Here is a 14,674-nt window from a genome sequence, read left to right as displayed (position 1 = left end):
CAAATCGGCTGCCTGTCCGGGAAGGACTCGTCATCACCGGCGCGTCAGCGGCTCCATGCTGATCCGCCGGAACGTTCCTGCCCGGGCTCCTGCGATGGAGGAGTTGGTCGGTCGTGGTTGATCGTATTGCCGAGATCTGGGGGACCCGGACGCCGTTTGCCCGCGGCGAGCGATGGCCGGTGCGGGTTGATCAGGTACTCGCCCAGGGGGTCGTTGAAGCTGATGTGGAAAAGTGGGTCCAGTCCGCGTGCGTCCTCTGCAGCAACGGGTGCGGCATCGACATCGGAGTCAGGGGCGGAGCCATGGTAGGGGTCCGCGGCCGGGCCACGGACATCGTCAACCACGGCCGGCTGGGACCCAAAGGTTTGTTCGCGAGCTGGCAGGGAGTTCAGAACAAGGATCGGCTGACCCGCCCGCTGGTGCGGGAGAACGGGAAACTGGTTGAAACGGACTGGGACACCGCGATGGAACGGATCGTCTCACGCAGCCGCGGGCTCCTGGAGACGAAAGGTCCCTTGTCCCACGGGTTCTACACCAGCGGCCAATTGTTCCTGGAGGAGTATTACGCCCAGGCCATTGTTGGCAAGGCCGGCATCGGCACTCCGCACATGGACGGCAACACCCGTCTCTGCACCGCCACAGCAGCCGCAGCCATGAAGGAGTCTTTCGGCTCCGACGGCCAGCCCGGCAGCTACGTCGATATCGACGAGTGCGACGCCATGTTCCTCTTCGGGCACAACATGGCTGAAACGCAGACTGTTTTGTGGATGCGCGTCCTCGACCGCCTCGCGGGTCCGGACCGGCCGAGATTGGTCTGCGTGGATCCCCGCGAAACCGAAGTCGCCCGGCACGCCGACGTGCACCTGGCTGTCCGGCCGGGAACGAACCTGGCACTCATGCACGGGCTGGTTCGGGAGCTGTTCGCCAACGAATGGATCGACCAGGACTACATCGACCGGCACACCGTCAACGTCGAGGAGCTGCGGGCCACCGTCGAGCCATGGACACCGGAAGCCGTCGCCGAAACCTGCGGTGTGGACCCTGCCGATGTACGGCGTGCAGCTGAAATTTTCGGCACCTCCGAACGCGTCCTTTCCACAGTCCTTCAAGGCTTTTACCAATCCTCCCAGGCCACGGCCGCCTCGTGCGCCGTGAACAACCTGCACCTGCTGCGTGGCCTCATCGGCAAACCCGGCTGCGGAATACTGCAGATGAACGGGCAGCCAACCGCGCAGAACAATCGCGAATGCGGTGCCGACGGCGACTTGTCGGGCTTCCGGAATTGGGAAAACCCGGAACATGTCAAGGAACTGGCGGAGCTTTGGAACGTTGACCCGGCCATCATTCCGCACTGGGCGCCCCCAACCCACGCGATGCAGATCTTCCGCTACGTGGAGCAGGGGTCCATCGAGTTCCTGTGGATCTCGGCGACAAACCCTGCCGTTTCGATGCCGCAGCTGCCACGCATCCGGGACATCCTCGACAGCGACAGCCTCTTCCTTGTGGTCCAGGACATGTACCTGACGGAGACGGCCCAGTACGCCGACGTCGTCCTCCCGGCCGCGGGGTGGGGGGAGAAGACGGGCACCTTTACCAACGTGAACCGCACCGTTCACCTCTCCGAAAAGGCAGTAGAACCGCCGGGGGAGGCGCGCAGCGATCTGGACACCTTCCTCGACTACTCCCGCCGGATGGGGTTCACCCAGCAGGACGGGACACCGCTGCTCACGTGGCAGGAGCCCGAGGAAGCTTTCAACGCGTGGCGTGAGTGCACCCGCGGCCGTCCCTGTGACTACACGGGCCTCAGCTACGACAAGCTCCGCGGCGGCAGCGGCGTCCCGTGGCCCTGCAACGAGGAGCACCCGGACGGTACGGTGCGGATGTACCGGGACGGGGTGTTCGCCACCGATCCGGACTATTGCGAAACCTACGGGCACGACCTGCTCACCGGAGCCTCCGTCGGGCCGGAGACTTACAAGGCAAACAACCCGAAGGGCCGGGCAATTTTCAAAACGGCGACCTACCAGCCCGCCCACGAAACCCCGGATGATGGGTACCCCTACCGGTACACCACGGGGCGGACTGTCTACCATTTCCACACGCGCACCAAGACCGGACGTTCTCCGCAACTGAACGGGGCTGCCCCGGACGTGTGGGTGGAATTATCTGTAGCCGACGCCGCCAGCCTGGGGCTGGAGGAAGGCGACATCGCCAGGGTCGAGTCCCGACGCGGGTACGTCACGGCGCCGGTCCGGGTCAGCGACATCCGTGACGGCACCGTCTTCGCTCCGTTCCACTACGGATACTGGGACCAGGCCGGGGAGCCCGGTGCCACCCACCGGGCTGCGAACGAACTCACGATTACCGAGTGGGACCCCGTTTCCAAACAGCCGGTCCTCAAAAACGCTGCAGTCAAGGTCCAGAAAATCGCGGACGGTGCAGGACCCTCCCTAGCGCCCACCACCACGGCGTCCCGCCCGGCCAAGGGCCGCCGCGGCGTGCGGGCCATCCTCCCAACAGCGGGCGGGCCGGCGGCTCAGGCACAGGAAACTACCGCACCGGTGGCACCACCGGCTGTTGCAACGCAGGAGGAGAGGGCATGAAACTTCCCGTCTATCTTGGTTTGCTGCACAAGTCCGAGGGGATCCTCGCCGAATCCTTCCGGCAGGTCGCGGACGGGCACGGGGAAGAACCCGACGTCCACTTCCTGTGCCACAGTCTCGCGCAACAGTGCGATGAACATCAAAAGGCCCTGGCGCCGGTCATTGAGCGGTATGGAGAAGTGACCGAGGACGATGAGCCCGAGCGTCTCCACGCCGACGGACTCTCAGAGACCCGGTCCGGACCGGTAGGACTTCTCCGGGACCTTCAAGACCTCTACCTGATTGCCACCCTGGTCGATATCACGTGGACCCTTGTGAAACAGGCCGGCCAGGGGCTGCGCGACACCGAACTCCTGGCGGTTGTGGGCAAGTGTGACGCCCAGACCAGCACGCACCTGAAATGGCTCCAGACGCGGATGAAACAAGCCGCACCACAGGCACTGATCGCAGCTGACTGAGCCGCAGCCACCCGACATTGCTTGCGGATCTGCAAATATAGGCGTTCCATAAAGAGATGGATATCGATCGCCGCGACAGCCCCCTTCCGACCCTCGCCCGAGGCGGCTTAGCGGGCCTCGCCGCTACTGCCGCCATGAGTACACTGCTCCTGACCGCCGACGCCTCCGGCGTGATGAACAATGAGCCTCCCAAGCGGATCATTGACGCGTTCTTCCCCCGCCTTCCATTGCCACTCACAAAAAGCGCGGCTGTCGGCGCCCACCTGGGCTACGGGATGGCGGCCGGGGCCCTTTACGCCATGCTCGGGAAAAAGAAGTCCACTCCCGCCACCGGCCTGGCCTACGGGGCGGTTCTCTGGGCCGCAGGCTACGAGGGATGGTTGCCGGCACTGGGCGTCCTTCCGCCTGCCCACCGGGACAAACCGGGCCGGGCCTGGACCATGCTGGCCGCACATCTGCTCTACGGCGCCACGCTGGGAAAGACCTTCGAAAGCCTTACCACTTCCACGGCCGACGCCGGGCCCGCCGGCAGGGCGGCCAAGGACGCCTCACGGTCCGAGCCGCGAAGGGGGCCGCTGTCACGGCTGCCCGGATCCTACACGCGCTACCTCGCGGACAAGGACCAGGCGTTTACGCGCGCTGTTCTGCCGGTTCTGGAACAGTCGGCCGCACAACAGGAGCACGGCGTGCACGTGCGTTACGTGCCCGGGGGAGTACAGGCCCTTGAGGATGAGACTGCGCCCTACCCCGGCATCACGGAAGGCGTCGATTAGAAGCTTTTCCCGCCGGACGAGAGCGCCTCGCGTTTGCTTGCTGCACCAGCCGTTTCGGCCTCGCGGCCCACTACAAAGAGGGAAGACCATGAATTCCTTGCGAACCAATGCGGCTGCCGGAGTCGCGGCAGCGATGATCACCCTCACCGCATGCACCGGTAATCCAGCGTCTGGAACCGGGTCGTCAGCACCGTCGTCGAGCGTTTCAACCCCAGCGGCTACCGTGGCTGCCGGCTCAGGCCTGCCTGCAGTCCCGGGCGTGGTGAAGGAAGTGGAGCCGTCCGTGGTTACCATCCGGACGGCTGTCGGCCTCGGCAGCGGAGTCATCTACCACAGCGACGGCGCGATCGTTACGGACGCCCATGTCGTGGAGAATCAGCAAAAGCAGCCCTACAACAACGTTCAGGTCCGGTTCGCAGATGGTTCTGAGGCCCAGGGCACGATTGCGGGCGTCGACGACGTTACCGACGTTGCAGTGGTCAAAGTTGACCGTTCCGGCCTTCCCGCTGCGAGGTTTGCCGCATCGGACCCGGAGGTTGGCTCAATGACCGTCGTCATAGGCAGTCCGCTGGGCTTGGAGGAGACCGTCACCGCCGGAATCGTATCCAGCCTTCACCGGAATATGCCACCCTCCCAGGAATCTCCGCACGGCGCCATCGACCTGCTGCAGACCGACGCACCCATCTCTCCGGGAAACTCCGGCGGTGCCGTGGCCGATTCGAGCGGGCAGGTAATCGGACTCTCCGAGGCGTATTTGCCGCCAAGCTCGGGAGCCGTCGCGATCGGCTTTGTTACACCCTCGCGGACCGTTATGGACGTGGCCGATCAACTGCTGGCCAACGGCTCGGTCAAGCATGCTGCCCTTGGGGTGGTCCCCACCGACATCACGCCGCAACTCGCCCAGCGGTTTTCCCTGCCGGCTGCGTCCGGAGCGCTGGTCGTCAGCGTGGCCGCAGGGAGCCCGGCGGAGCAAGCCGGGATGCAGGCGGGCGACATCGTCACCAAGTTCGGCCAGTCGGAAGTTAAGAATGTGACGGATCTGCTCGCGGCCCTCAGGAAGCAGGACCCGGGGCAGCAGGTCGACGTCACTGTGCAGCGGGGCCAGTCATCGCAGAGCCTGCGTGTCACCCTGGGAAACCTCGCGGCCGCGCGTTGACCAGGCCAGCCGGGGTAGCCGGGGACGTAGGGGAGGACCCGGGCGGCTCAAAGAGAAATCGCCAGACATGTTATTGCGTAACCGCAACAATTGCGTGAAGATGAATATAGCACCGAGGGGTGGGGGAGAGTCAGCCTAGGTGCCGGGTGCGCGGCCGGGCCTGCCCACCCGGCCATCCTGCTCGTTCCGCTGTGGCGGAAAGCGGCCCGCCGGGGTCGCGGGGGAGCGTTTGCGTGCTGGGGCGCGGTCTGATCGGACGAATCGCATAGGAGCAATTCCGATGGCACAGAACCTGTTATCCGCACCGGCGGTGGGGAACGCCAGGTGGAAGCGGCTGATTCCGGTCGCAATCGTCGTCTACATCATCTCGTTCATGGACCGAACCAACATCGGGTTCGCCCTCAACGGGCTCCACCAGGACCTGGGTATTGACGCCGCCCAGCAGGGCCTGGCCGCCGGCATCTTCTTCATCGGCTACCTCGTCCTGCAGATACCCGGCGGTTACCTCGCCGAACACTGGAGCGCGAAAAAGTTCGTGGGCATCATGGTCCTGATCTGGGGTGTGCTGGCCATCCTGTCCGGCTTCATCCAGGACTTCACCCAGTTGCTCGTGGTGCGTTTCTTCCTCGGCGTGGCCGAGGCCGGGATCTGGCCGGCAATCCTTGTCCTGATCAGCCACTGGTTCCCGGCCGCCGAGCGTGCCCGGGCCTACGCGTTCTGGATGATGAATATTGCCATCGCTTCCATCATCACCGCGCCGCTTTCCGGGTGGATTCTCTCCTTCTCCGACTGGCGGTGGCTGTTCATTATCGAGGGCATTTTCCCGTTCATTATCGCTGCGCCGCTGTGGTGGGCCCTGATCGCAGACCATCCACGCGACGCGAAGTGGTGTTCCGTTCAGGAGCGTGAGTACATCGAGAAGGGACTTGCTGCTGACGCCGCAGCGCATCCCCAGCAGGAGAAACTGGGCCTCCGCCACGTTATGTCAAACACGGTGGTGTGGCGGCTGACCCTGGTGTACTTCCTCATCCAGATCGGCTTCTACGGGATCAACATCTGGCTGCCCCACGTGATCAAGACGATCACGTCCGGTTCGTCCGTCGAGGTGGGGCTGATCACTGCCATTCCGTACGTTCTGGCGATGTTCGGCCTTTGGTACAACGCGAAGGCGGCCGACCGCTCCGGCCGTTATTCCACGCACGTGCTCCTGTCGATGGCAGTCGGCGCCGTGGCCCTCGTGATTTCCGTGGCGACGGGGGACAACTTCCCGTTCCTTGCGGTCACCCTCATCAGCATCGCCGTCGCTGGCGCCCTGGCCTACGACGGACCTTTCTGGGCGTCTGCGTCCCGTGCCATGCCGGTGGCCGTCGCCGGCACCGCCATGGGGCTGATCAATGCGGTGGGCAACCTGGGCGGATTCGTCGGTCCGTATGTCGGCGGGTACCTGCAGGACGTGACGCACGGGAGCTTCCTGGCCACATCCATCTTCTTAGCATGCTGTCTGTTGGCTGCGGGTCTTGTGATGCTGACGCTGCGCCGCGGCGGCGACAGGCCGCTGGCACGACGACGGCTCTAGGACCGGCGGCCGGACTGGCTGCGCTGTGATCGTTGATCACGGCGTCGATCCGAGGTTTTGCATCGTCATATCGGGCGTGATGCAGGTACTCCAACCCGCACCGCCTGAACGCCGATAATCAACATTATGTAAAGTAGAAGTAATTCACCCGGGATGCAGGGGCCCAGACACAATGGGCGGCCCGCCGAAGCCAGACCCTACATTCACCCCCCTGCTCCCGGTCTGGCAAAGGCAGCTCCCAGCGCTTCACCCGCGGGCGCCCGGCCTGGTTGGGACCCGGGCACGGCTGACGTCCAGGAAGATGACGACCGCAAGCAGGACCAGCGATAAACACACTGAACCTACTGTGTCGGTGAACCAGTGGTACCCCAGGTACAAGCGGCTCGCCGCCTCCGCCACGATAACCGCCAAAGCAGCACCAAAGGCAACGATTGATGCCCAGGCTTTGGAAAAGCGGGACGCCACGAGGTACGCCCCGACCAAAAGGAAATTCGCAGTACCCACCACATGGCCGGAGGGAAAAGACGACGTGCCGTCGGGACCAAGCATCATGAGCGACGACGCGGGACGCGAACGGCCCACCAGGTGGGCGGCGATCTCGGTGAGAATCACACCGCTGATCATCGCTCCGGCAAGCAGCAGCGGACGCCACAGCCGGCGGGTCAGCAGGCTCCACCCGGCGGTAACGACCAGGACGATCACCGGCATTGCCACCGGGCCGAACAGCCTGGCCAACACGGTCATGACGGCGGTAAGCCAGACGGTGCGATGGCCTACGAACCAGTCCCCCAGCGGTTCATCCAGTCCGGCGATCCCCTCGTCGTGCAGCACGCTGCCGAGGGTTATGAAGAACGAGGCCGCGCCGCCCAGAGCCAACACCAGCGACACCAGGTAGAGGACCAGCTGGCTGCCCAAGGTGGCCGAGTGCTCATTTTCCAGGCTGAAGTGCCTCGGAGTGCGCACCGGGGTGGTCGTCCTGCTTGGCTTGTCCGTCGCCATAATTTACCTTCGCTACGTCGGGAAGCCGGCTGAAATGGCTTTCCGAGAACATCAGTTCCCGGCCTGGATGGATCCAACCGCCTCAGCCAGTTTCAGAAGCCGCCGACGTTCCGCCGGGAAATAGTCACCGGCCCGTATCGCCGCACACATTCGTTCACGGTGCTCCAGGATTGCGCCGCGGTACCGACCGGACTGGTCGCACCAACTGATTTCCTGGAGCAAAGTAAGAAGACGCGCAGCTACTGCCGCATCCGCCATCCCGTAGTGCGTCGGCTGGTCCACAGCTGCGTCCAGAAGCTCCTCGAACCCAGGGAACGCGATAACCGCCCTGACCCTGCCGTCGTCGTCGGTCAGGAGTTCCGGCCCAGGGTCTCTTTCAACCAGCGAGCAGAGAAGCACGGAGAGGTGTCCAATGACATGAACCGCGGTGGTCGGGTCGTTAATGCCCGGCGAGAGCGCACGTACCGCCACGTCCACCAGCTGACGGAAACCAAAGCCGACGTCCTGGACATTGGTGCGTTCAAACCCGGTCACGATTGAGGCAGCGACAGCCTCCCCCAGCTTTTCCCGGTCATCCGGCCGCACGGCTGTTCCAGGTGCATCCGGCCATGCCGTCGCGAACGGCACTCCCCTGACCAGTGAACTGCCCGGCCCGTAGTCCAGCCGCACGACCATCCGGGCTGTGACCGCCGCGTCCAGCAGCGACGCCCGATCCAGCGAGGTAAGGAACCCGGAGCGGGCAGACCTGATCCGAAACGCACCGGGTCCCGGCGGCGGCAGCGGTGCGCGAACCGGCCGGTCGAGCGGGAAAACCCGCTCCATGGTTTGCTGGGTTTCCTGGTTGACCAGGCGCATCATGGTTTCCACCCGGATCTCGCGGGTGAGGTGAGCGAGGAAGAGGACCAGCCCGATCACGCTGGCCATCGCCAGCGCGAACGCAACCGTCACGGAGATCGCGGGAACAAACTGCGTGCCGCCAGCACTCTCGGCACGGACACTCCGCAGAACCGTCAACGCGAAGGCGAATGCCGCCAGAAAGAGGGCCAGCGTGGCGTGCACAAATCGGTCGGAGGAGAAGGTCCGGAGCAAACGCGGCGAGAACTGGCTGCTGGCCAGTTGCAGGGTTACCACAGTGAGGGAGAACGTCAGGGAAGTCACGGTGATCAACGACCCGGAGATCGCCTGGAGGACTGCCCTGGCCGCCTCCGGGCCACCGGTGAAAAGAAGGACGGCGAAAGTGTCCGGCACCTGATCGTCAACGGCAGCGTCGAGAGCAGGCAGCGCCGTCCCGACGGCGACGGCCGCGACCACGGCCGCCACAGGAAGGGGCCACAATTGCGACCTCAGCGCCTCCATCCAGCGGGCGACGCGGCCATCACCCCGGGCCGGACCCCGGTTTCCTCCATTAGCCATCACATCTCCGCTTCTTGGTTCAACTGGCGGGCCCTCCGGCGGGTGGGCACGGATCCATGGCCGTCCTGAGGTTAGGACGTAATGAATATCACATATAAACCGGACCTGACGTATGCTTTAAGAAGGTCAGGGCGCGGCCTTACGGAATTTTTTCCGGAGGAATTTCCATGAGCGCCAAACTCACCGTCACAGTTGCCGTTGACCTGGACAGCAGGTCCGTCGCCATCCGACCCGCCGGCACACTAACTCACGAGAATGTGCGTGGCCTCCTCGCGGTAGTGCACCGCGCCGAGCGCACGCTGCCGGGATTTGCGGTTCACGTGGACCCGGGCCACGTGTCGGCTGCGTCCGGGGACGCCTTTGAAGACCTTCGAGTCGCCGGCGCCCTCATTCTCCCCTTGCCCGACAGGCGGCGGGACTCGCGCCGGTCCGAACGGCGGACGAGGTTCGCAGCATGAGTCTTGCTAAGCGCCCAGTCCCCCGCGGCCGGGGCACGCGGCGTGACGTCAGCTCTGATCCCGCCGGACTCCGCTACCGCCTCAACTCCTGGAACCTGGCCCCGGCCGTCCCTTAAAGCTTGCAGCGCGGATGTGGCCCGGAACGGTTGGGGGGGCCATATCCGCGCTGCATAAACGTGCGGGATCGCCGTAGAATGAGACATCCTAAGAGCAGCGGAGGCCACTCATGGTGCCGGACCCATCAGCGGTGCTTAGCAGCAGCGGGACCGCCCCAAACCCGATCAGTGCTGAGCTGGCCGCCCAGCTTGGGGATCTCGCTAGGGAACTGCAGCAGGAAGAAGACGTCAACTCCGTCCTCTCCGGGATTGTCGATGCCGCGCTTAGCCTGATACCCGGAACCGCCCACGCCTCCATCAGCCTGATTACCGGCCGAAAGAAGATCGACTCCGAGGTCGCCTCGGGAGAATTGCCGCGGCTCGTTGATGCGCTGCAGAATTCCTCCGGGCAAGGCCCCTGCCTCGATGCCGCCTACGAGCACCGGTTGGTCCGCGTTCCGGATCTCAGCAGCGAGGAACGGTGGCCGAACTTCTCCCCCGGCGCGTTGGAACTTGGTGCCCGCAGCATGCTCTCCATCCAGTTGTTCGTCGCCGGTGACCGGATGGGCGCACTGAATCTTTACGGGAGCGGCCCGAACGCGTTCGACGCAGAGTCCGAGCAGGTCGGATTGCTGGTCGCTGCCCACGCCGCGGTGGCTTTCGCGGACACGAAGAAGATCAGTCAGCTCGGCGAGGCACTGATAGCCCGCCAGACGATCGGTCAGGCGGAAGGCATCCTGATGGAGCGGTACAAGATCACTGCAGAGCAGGCCTTCATCCTCCTCAGCCGGGCCAGCACCAGGTCCAACGTCAAGCTCCGGGATATCGCCGAGCGTCTCGCGAGCAGCGGCGAAATGCTCACTCCGTGAACCGCTCCCCCGCGGGTCGGACGTCCGTCGGCACTCCGGCCGCCGCCTCTCCGCCGTCGAACGTTACCTCGTCCGCCGGCACGACCCCCGCCGTCCGGCCGGGCGCCGACTGGGACTGCCAGTAAAGGTTGGTGTGCGCGATGACGAGCTCGGGCGGCGGCGCGCCCCAGGCAGACTGGTCCTCGGTGGTGTGGGTGTCAGCGACGAGGGTCACATCGTAGCCGCGGACGAACGCGCCGTGAATGGTGGACCGGATGCACTCGTCCGTTTGCGCACCCGCCACCAGCAGGCGCCCCACACCGGCTGCGGCCAGCACGTCCTCAAGCTCGGTCGCCTCGAAGGAATCACCGTAGGACTTGTGCACCAGCGGTTCCGATTCCCGCCGGGGAAGCTCCGGGACGTATTTCCACGCCTCGCTCCCCCGTTCCAGCTGCCCGTCGGAATGCTGGATCCAGATCACCGGAACGCCTGCCTGCCGTGCCTTGTCAACCAGGGCCGCGATGTTGGCGATGACCTCCTCACGCCGGTGCGCTCCCTGCACGACGCCGTTCTGCACGTCGATCACCATCAACGCGGTGGCGGGACGGCTGCTCAGCGTGGTCATGACGGTCTCCTCCTGTCGGCGGCATCGGCGACATCCTAGACCGCGCAGGCAGCCGAACGCCACGGTTAAACTGGATTCATGCCTATCACCGCCACCGCAACGCCCCGCACGTCGGCGCCGCAAACAGTCATCCTGGCGGCCGCCGCCGATACGGGGCTGATCCTGCTCTTTGCCGCGATCGGCCGGGATGCCCACCAGCGCGGCGACATCATCACCGGGGTGCTGTCCACTGCGTGGCCGTTCTTGGCCGGCGCCGCCGTCTCCTGGCTCGCCCTGCGGCTATGGCGTGGCCCGCTTGCTTTGTGGCCGGCCGGCGTCGCGGTCTGGATTGGAACAGTGGCGCTCGGCATGCTGCTGCGCGCTTTCACCGGGCAGGTTGTCGTCCTGCCGTTCGTGATTGTTGCCCTGCTTGCCGTCGGGGCTTTCCTCCTCGGCTGGCGCCTCCTCGCCCTGGCAGTGCAGCGGCTGCGCACCCGCCGCCGCCGTGCCTGATGCACTAGGCTTGCAAGCAGACGGCACCATCCCTTCCAGGGCCGAACAGGGTGCCGGCAACGGCGCAACAGATCCGAAAGGTCCCCACGTGATCACCGCTTTCGTCCTGATCAAGACAGACGCTTCGGCCATCCCGGAAACGGCAGAAAAAATCTCCGCGATCCCCGGCATCAGCGAGGTTTACTCCGTGACCGGAGAGTGGGACCTCATCGCCATCGCACGCGTGGCCAAGCACGAGGATCTCGCTGACGTCATCGCGGACAAGCTTTCCAAGGTCCCCGCCGTGGTGCACACCACCACCCACATCGCGTTCCGGGCTTACTCCCAGCACGACCTCGATGCGGCCTTCGCGCTGGGCTTCGAGCAGTAACGGAATCCTAGTCGCGAGACAGCGCGACCCAGCGGTCCAAGACCGCAGCAGCAGCACCGGATCCGACGGATTCTTCCGCCCGCTTCATGGCGGCCGCCATCCGCTCCGTCAACGGGCCCGTTGCGTCAAGGTCAAAGGAAACCAGGCCGGCGGCGGCGTTGAGCAGCGCGGCGTCACGGGCGGGACTTGGCTCTCCGGCCAGCACCGAACGCACGACGGCGGCGTTGGCCGCGGCGTCGCCTCCACGCAGCTCAGCCACCGTGGCCTGCCGGATGCCCAGCTCGCGCGGGTCGAAGGTTTCCTCCGTCACCTGCCCGCCGCGGATCTCCCAAATCCGGGAGGGGCCCGTGGTGGTGAGTTCATCGAGCCCGTCGTTTCCTCGGAAGACCAGGCCCCGGCTGCCGCGTTGGGCGAGTACGCCGGCAACCAGCGGCGCCATGCGTTCATTCGCCACGCCGACGGCAGATGCCTGCACATGGGCGGGGTTCGTCATCGGACCCAGGAAGTTAAACGCGGTGGGGACGCCAAGTTCGCGGCGCGCCACGGCGGCGTACCGCATCGAGGGGTGAAAGACCTGGGCAAAGCAGAACGTGATGCCGGCTTCTTCGGCATTGCGGGCGACGCGCGGAATCGGCAGGTCCAGCCGCACACCGAGGGCCTCCAGGACATCGGCCGAGCCCGACGTCGATGACGCAGCCCGGCCGCCGTGCTTGACGACCTTCGCGCCGGCGCCGGCGGAAACAAGCGCGGCCATGGTGGAGATGTTCACGGTGTTGAGCTGGTCCCCGCCGGTACCGACGATGTCCAGCTTCTCCCCGGCGATCTCGAGCGGGTTGGCGGAGTTGATCATCGCTTCGACCAGACCCGTGAGCTCGGCAACCGTTTCCCCCTTGGCGCGCAGCGCCACGAGGAAGCCGGCCACCTGTGCCGGGGTGGCTTCACCGGACATAATCGAAGCCATCGCCCACCCGGTGTCGGCGGAGCTGAGGTCAACGCCGGCGATGAGAGCGCCAATAAGGCGCGGCCAGGTCTTGCCTGCCGCCGGGAAGGATGCCTGAGAAGTCACGATCCGATGCTATCGAGCCGGTGGCTGCAATGCCCAATGCGAAGGGGCCCGGGAACTTTTCCGCGCGATTTCGCGTCTTTGTAGAAAAAGTCCTCCTAAAAGGCGGTTTGCGTTGGGCAGGACCGACTTTTGCAGACATAATGTCTATGTGACATCTGCGACCCATGCCCCCAGTACCCCGGCGCACCCGACGCTGAATCGCCCGAATATGGTTTCCGTTGGAACCGTCGTCTGGCTGTCCAGTGAGTTGATGTTCTTCGCCGGTCTCTTTGCCATGTACTTCACGCTCCGTTCGACTTCCGGACAGATGTGGGCCGAAGAGACAGCCAAGCTCAACTTCCCCTTTGCGCTCGTTAACACGATCGTCCTCGTGGCCAGTTCCTTTACTTGCCAGATGGGCGTCTTCGCCGCCGAACGGCTCCAGCCGCGCCGGCTTGGCGGTCCCCTGAGCATCACCCGCTGGGGAATGAACGAGTGGTTCACACTCACATTCATCATGGGTGCGTTCTTCGTGGCCGGCCAGGCGACCGAGTACGCCATGCTCGTCTCCGAGCACGTCTCGCTTTCCTCCAACGCCTACGGGTCGGCCTTCTACATGACCACCGGGTTCCACGGCCTGCATGTCATCGGCGGCCTGGTTGCCTTCCTGCTCATCATCGGACGCTCCTTCGCAGCGAAGAAGTTCGGACACTTTGAAGCAACCTCCGCGATTGTCACTTCGTACTACTGGCACTTCGTGGACGTGGTGTGGATCGGCCTCTTCCTGGTCATCTACGTCCTCAAGTAGCCCCACTTGTCTCTGTTTCTACAAGGGATAGAATTCCAAGAAGCGGCTCTCCGAGCCAACGCAGGATCGAATAAAGGAACCACCACGTGAAGGCACTCTCGCAGAAGCGACGTCACCCACTGGCAGCAGTTGCACTGTTGCTGATGGGCCTCCTCATCACTGGTGGGCTGTACGCCGTCGCCACCACCGTCAACCAGGCCAAGGCCGACACCACGAGCTTCAGCGCAAGCGACGCAGAAGAAGGCGGCAAGTTGTTCGCCGCCAACTGCGCCACCTGCCACGGCATGGGTGCCAGCGGATCGGCGTCCGGACCGTCCCTCGTGGGCGTCGGCGCTGCCGCTGTTGACTTCCAGGTTGGCACCGGCCGCATGCCCATGCAGGCGAACGGCCCGCAGGCATACAAGAAGCCCGTCCAGTTCAACGATGAGCAGACCCACCAGCTGTCGGCATACGTTGCCTCGCTCGGCCCCGGCCCGTCCATTCCCGAAGCAGGTGTGCTCGACGAGAAGGGCGACGCCGCAAAGGGCGGCGAGCTGTTCCGCACCAACTGCGCCATGTGCCACAACGCTGCTGCCGCCGGCGGCGCACTGACCCGGGGCAAGTTCGCACCGGCTCTCGCCGACGTTTCGGGCAAGCACATCTACGAAGCCATGGTCACCGGTCCGCAGAACATGCCGGTCTTCTCCGACGCCAACGTTTCCCCCGAGGGCAAGCGCGACATCATCACCTTCCTGAAGACGATCGAAAGCAACGGCTCCCCGGGCGGCAACGACCTCGGTGCCCTCGGCCCGGTTTCCGAAGGCCTGTTTGTCTGGATCGCTGGACTGGGCGTCATCATCGCCTTCACCATCTGGCTGACTTCGCGGACGTCCTAGGCGCCCCCGCGGCACCTGTAAGAATTTTCTGCTGATCCGTCAGCAGTTTGAATTGAAAAACTAACTCGACACAGGTCGAG

14 protein-coding genes are annotated in these 14,674 nt (G+C 64.7%); 10 read left to right on the top strand and 4 right to left on the bottom strand.

The window, feature by feature from the left end; translation table 11 throughout:
- Nucleotides 1-113 precede the first annotated feature (113 nt).
- The 5 genes from QFZ61_RS12025 to QFZ61_RS12005 all read left to right on the top strand — a co-directional run bounded on the left by QFZ61_RS12025 (nt 114) and on the right by QFZ61_RS12005 (nt 6,566).
- Nucleotides 114-2,603, top strand: a complete 2,490-nt coding sequence (locus QFZ61_RS12025; RefSeq protein ID WP_307036312.1) for a molybdopterin oxidoreductase family protein — start codon at nt 114-116, stop codon at nt 2,601-2,603.
- Nucleotides 2,600-3,061 (top strand): hypothetical protein, encoded by a 462-nt coding sequence (locus QFZ61_RS12020; protein ID WP_307036311.1) that lies wholly within the window; start codon nt 2,600-2,602, stop codon nt 3,059-3,061. Before QFZ61_RS12025 ends, QFZ61_RS12020 begins: the two co-directional genes overlap by 4 nt.
- 56 nt (nt 3,062-3,117) lie before the next feature.
- Complete coding sequence (locus QFZ61_RS12015) at nt 3,118-3,834, top strand: DUF6789 family protein (protein ID WP_307036309.1); 717 nt, start codon at nt 3,118-3,120, stop codon at nt 3,832-3,834.
- Between the two features lie 283 nt (nt 3,835-4,117).
- Entirely contained in the window at nt 4,118-4,990 is an 873-nt protein-coding gene (locus QFZ61_RS12010) for a S1C family serine protease (protein ID WP_307036307.1), read from the top strand.
- Between the two features lie 280 nt (nt 4,991-5,270).
- Nucleotides 5,271-6,566 carry an MFS transporter gene (locus QFZ61_RS12005; RefSeq protein WP_307036305.1) on the top strand — a complete coding sequence of 432 codons (1,296 nt, stop codon included), beginning with the start codon at nt 5,271-5,273 and terminating at the stop codon, nt 6,564-6,566.
- A 246-nt stretch (nt 6,567-6,812) separates the two neighbouring features.
- Here the strand turns inward: QFZ61_RS12005 and QFZ61_RS12000 are convergent, their stop codons facing one another.
- Together QFZ61_RS12000 and QFZ61_RS11995 are read right to left on the bottom strand one after the other, a co-directional pair.
- Nucleotides 6,813-7,565, bottom strand: coding sequence for a phosphatase PAP2 family protein (locus tag QFZ61_RS12000; RefSeq protein WP_307036303.1), 753 nt, complete (start codon nt 7,563-7,565; stop codon nt 6,813-6,815).
- A 51-nt stretch (nt 7,566-7,616) separates the two neighbouring features.
- Entirely contained in the window at nt 7,617-8,978 is a 1,362-nt protein-coding gene (locus QFZ61_RS11995; RefSeq protein WP_307036301.1) for a DUF2254 domain-containing protein, read from the bottom strand.
- A 684-nt stretch (nt 8,979-9,662) separates the two neighbouring features.
- On the opposite strand from QFZ61_RS11995, the gene QFZ61_RS11990 reads away from it, so the two are divergent.
- Complete coding sequence (locus QFZ61_RS11990) at nt 9,663-10,400, top strand: GAF and ANTAR domain-containing protein (RefSeq protein WP_307036299.1); 738 nt, start codon at nt 9,663-9,665, stop codon at nt 10,398-10,400.
- Here the strand turns inward: QFZ61_RS11990 and QFZ61_RS11985 are convergent.
- A complete protein-coding gene (locus QFZ61_RS11985; RefSeq protein WP_307036297.1) occupies nt 10,390-11,004 on the bottom strand; it encodes a cysteine hydrolase family protein in 615 nt (204 codons plus the stop codon). The genes QFZ61_RS11990 and QFZ61_RS11985 overlap by 11 nt on opposite strands.
- Nucleotides 11,005-11,082: 78 nt before the next feature.
- Between QFZ61_RS11985 and QFZ61_RS11980 the strand changes: the two genes are divergently transcribed.
- Both QFZ61_RS11980 and QFZ61_RS11975 read left to right on the top strand, forming a co-directional pair.
- A complete protein-coding gene (locus tag QFZ61_RS11980; RefSeq protein WP_307036294.1) occupies nt 11,083-11,496 on the top strand; it encodes a DUF3054 domain-containing protein in 414 nt (137 codons plus the stop codon).
- A gap of 88 nt (nt 11,497-11,584) precedes the next feature.
- Entirely contained in the window at nt 11,585-11,866 is a 282-nt protein-coding gene (locus QFZ61_RS11975) for an Lrp/AsnC family transcriptional regulator (RefSeq protein ID WP_138769293.1), read from the top strand.
- A 7-nt stretch (nt 11,867-11,873) separates the two neighbouring features.
- Here the strand turns inward: QFZ61_RS11975 and trpD are convergent, their stop codons facing one another.
- On the bottom strand, nt 11,874-12,932 hold the full coding sequence (trpD, locus tag QFZ61_RS11970; protein ID WP_307036292.1) for an anthranilate phosphoribosyltransferase: 1,059 nt from the start codon (nt 12,930-12,932) through the stop codon (nt 11,874-11,876).
- A gap of 208 nt (nt 12,933-13,140) precedes the next feature.
- Here trpD and QFZ61_RS11965 point away from each other — a divergent pair, with 208 nt between their 5' ends.
- Nucleotides 13,141-13,719 carry a heme-copper oxidase subunit III gene (locus tag QFZ61_RS11965; RefSeq protein WP_307036290.1) on the top strand — a complete coding sequence of 193 codons (579 nt, stop codon included), beginning with the start codon at nt 13,141-13,143 and terminating at the stop codon, nt 13,717-13,719.
- 86 nt (nt 13,720-13,805) lie between these two features.
- The gene (locus QFZ61_RS11960; RefSeq protein WP_307036288.1) at nt 13,806-14,594 is read left to right on the top strand and encodes a cytochrome c; all 789 of its coding nucleotides are present in this window, start codon (nt 13,806-13,808) and stop codon (nt 14,592-14,594) included.
- Nucleotides 14,595-14,674 lie beyond the last annotated feature (80 nt).

Origin of the sequence: Arthrobacter sp. B3I4, from assembly GCF_030816855.1 — a bacterium.
In the GTDB taxonomy this organism is placed as follows: Bacteria; Actinomycetota; Actinomycetes; order Actinomycetales; family Micrococcaceae; genus Arthrobacter.
This window is presented reverse-complemented; position numbering and strand designations above follow the sequence as displayed.

What these genes read in the sequence shown, in the direction of transcription:
- QFZ61_RS12000 (WP_307036303.1), bottom strand. Translation starts at nt 7,565, where the DNA reads ATGGCGACGGACAAGCCAAGCAGGACGACCACCCCGGTGCGCACTCCG.
- QFZ61_RS12015 (WP_307036309.1), top strand. Translation starts at nt 3,118, where the DNA reads ATGGATATCGATCGCCGCGACAGCCCCCTTCCGACCCTCGCCCGAGGC.
- QFZ61_RS11980 (WP_307036294.1), top strand. Translation starts at nt 11,083, where the DNA reads ATGCCTATCACCGCCACCGCAACGCCCCGCACGTCGGCGCCGCAAACA.
- QFZ61_RS11995 (WP_307036301.1), bottom strand. Translation starts at nt 8,978, where the DNA reads ATGGCTAATGGAGGAAACCGGGGTCCGGCCCGGGGTGATGGCCGCGTC.
- QFZ61_RS11965 (WP_307036290.1), top strand. Translation starts at nt 13,141, where the DNA reads ATGGTTTCCGTTGGAACCGTCGTCTGGCTGTCCAGTGAGTTGATGTTC.
- QFZ61_RS12020 (WP_307036311.1), top strand. Translation starts at nt 2,600, where the DNA reads ATGAAACTTCCCGTCTATCTTGGTTTGCTGCACAAGTCCGAGGGGATC.
- QFZ61_RS11990 (WP_307036299.1), top strand. Translation starts at nt 9,663, where the DNA reads ATGGTGCCGGACCCATCAGCGGTGCTTAGCAGCAGCGGGACCGCCCCA.
- QFZ61_RS11985 (WP_307036297.1), bottom strand. Translation starts at nt 11,004, where the DNA reads ATGACCACGCTGAGCAGCCGTCCCGCCACCGCGTTGATGGTGATCGAC.
- QFZ61_RS12005 (WP_307036305.1), top strand. Translation starts at nt 5,271, where the DNA reads ATGGCACAGAACCTGTTATCCGCACCGGCGGTGGGGAACGCCAGGTGG.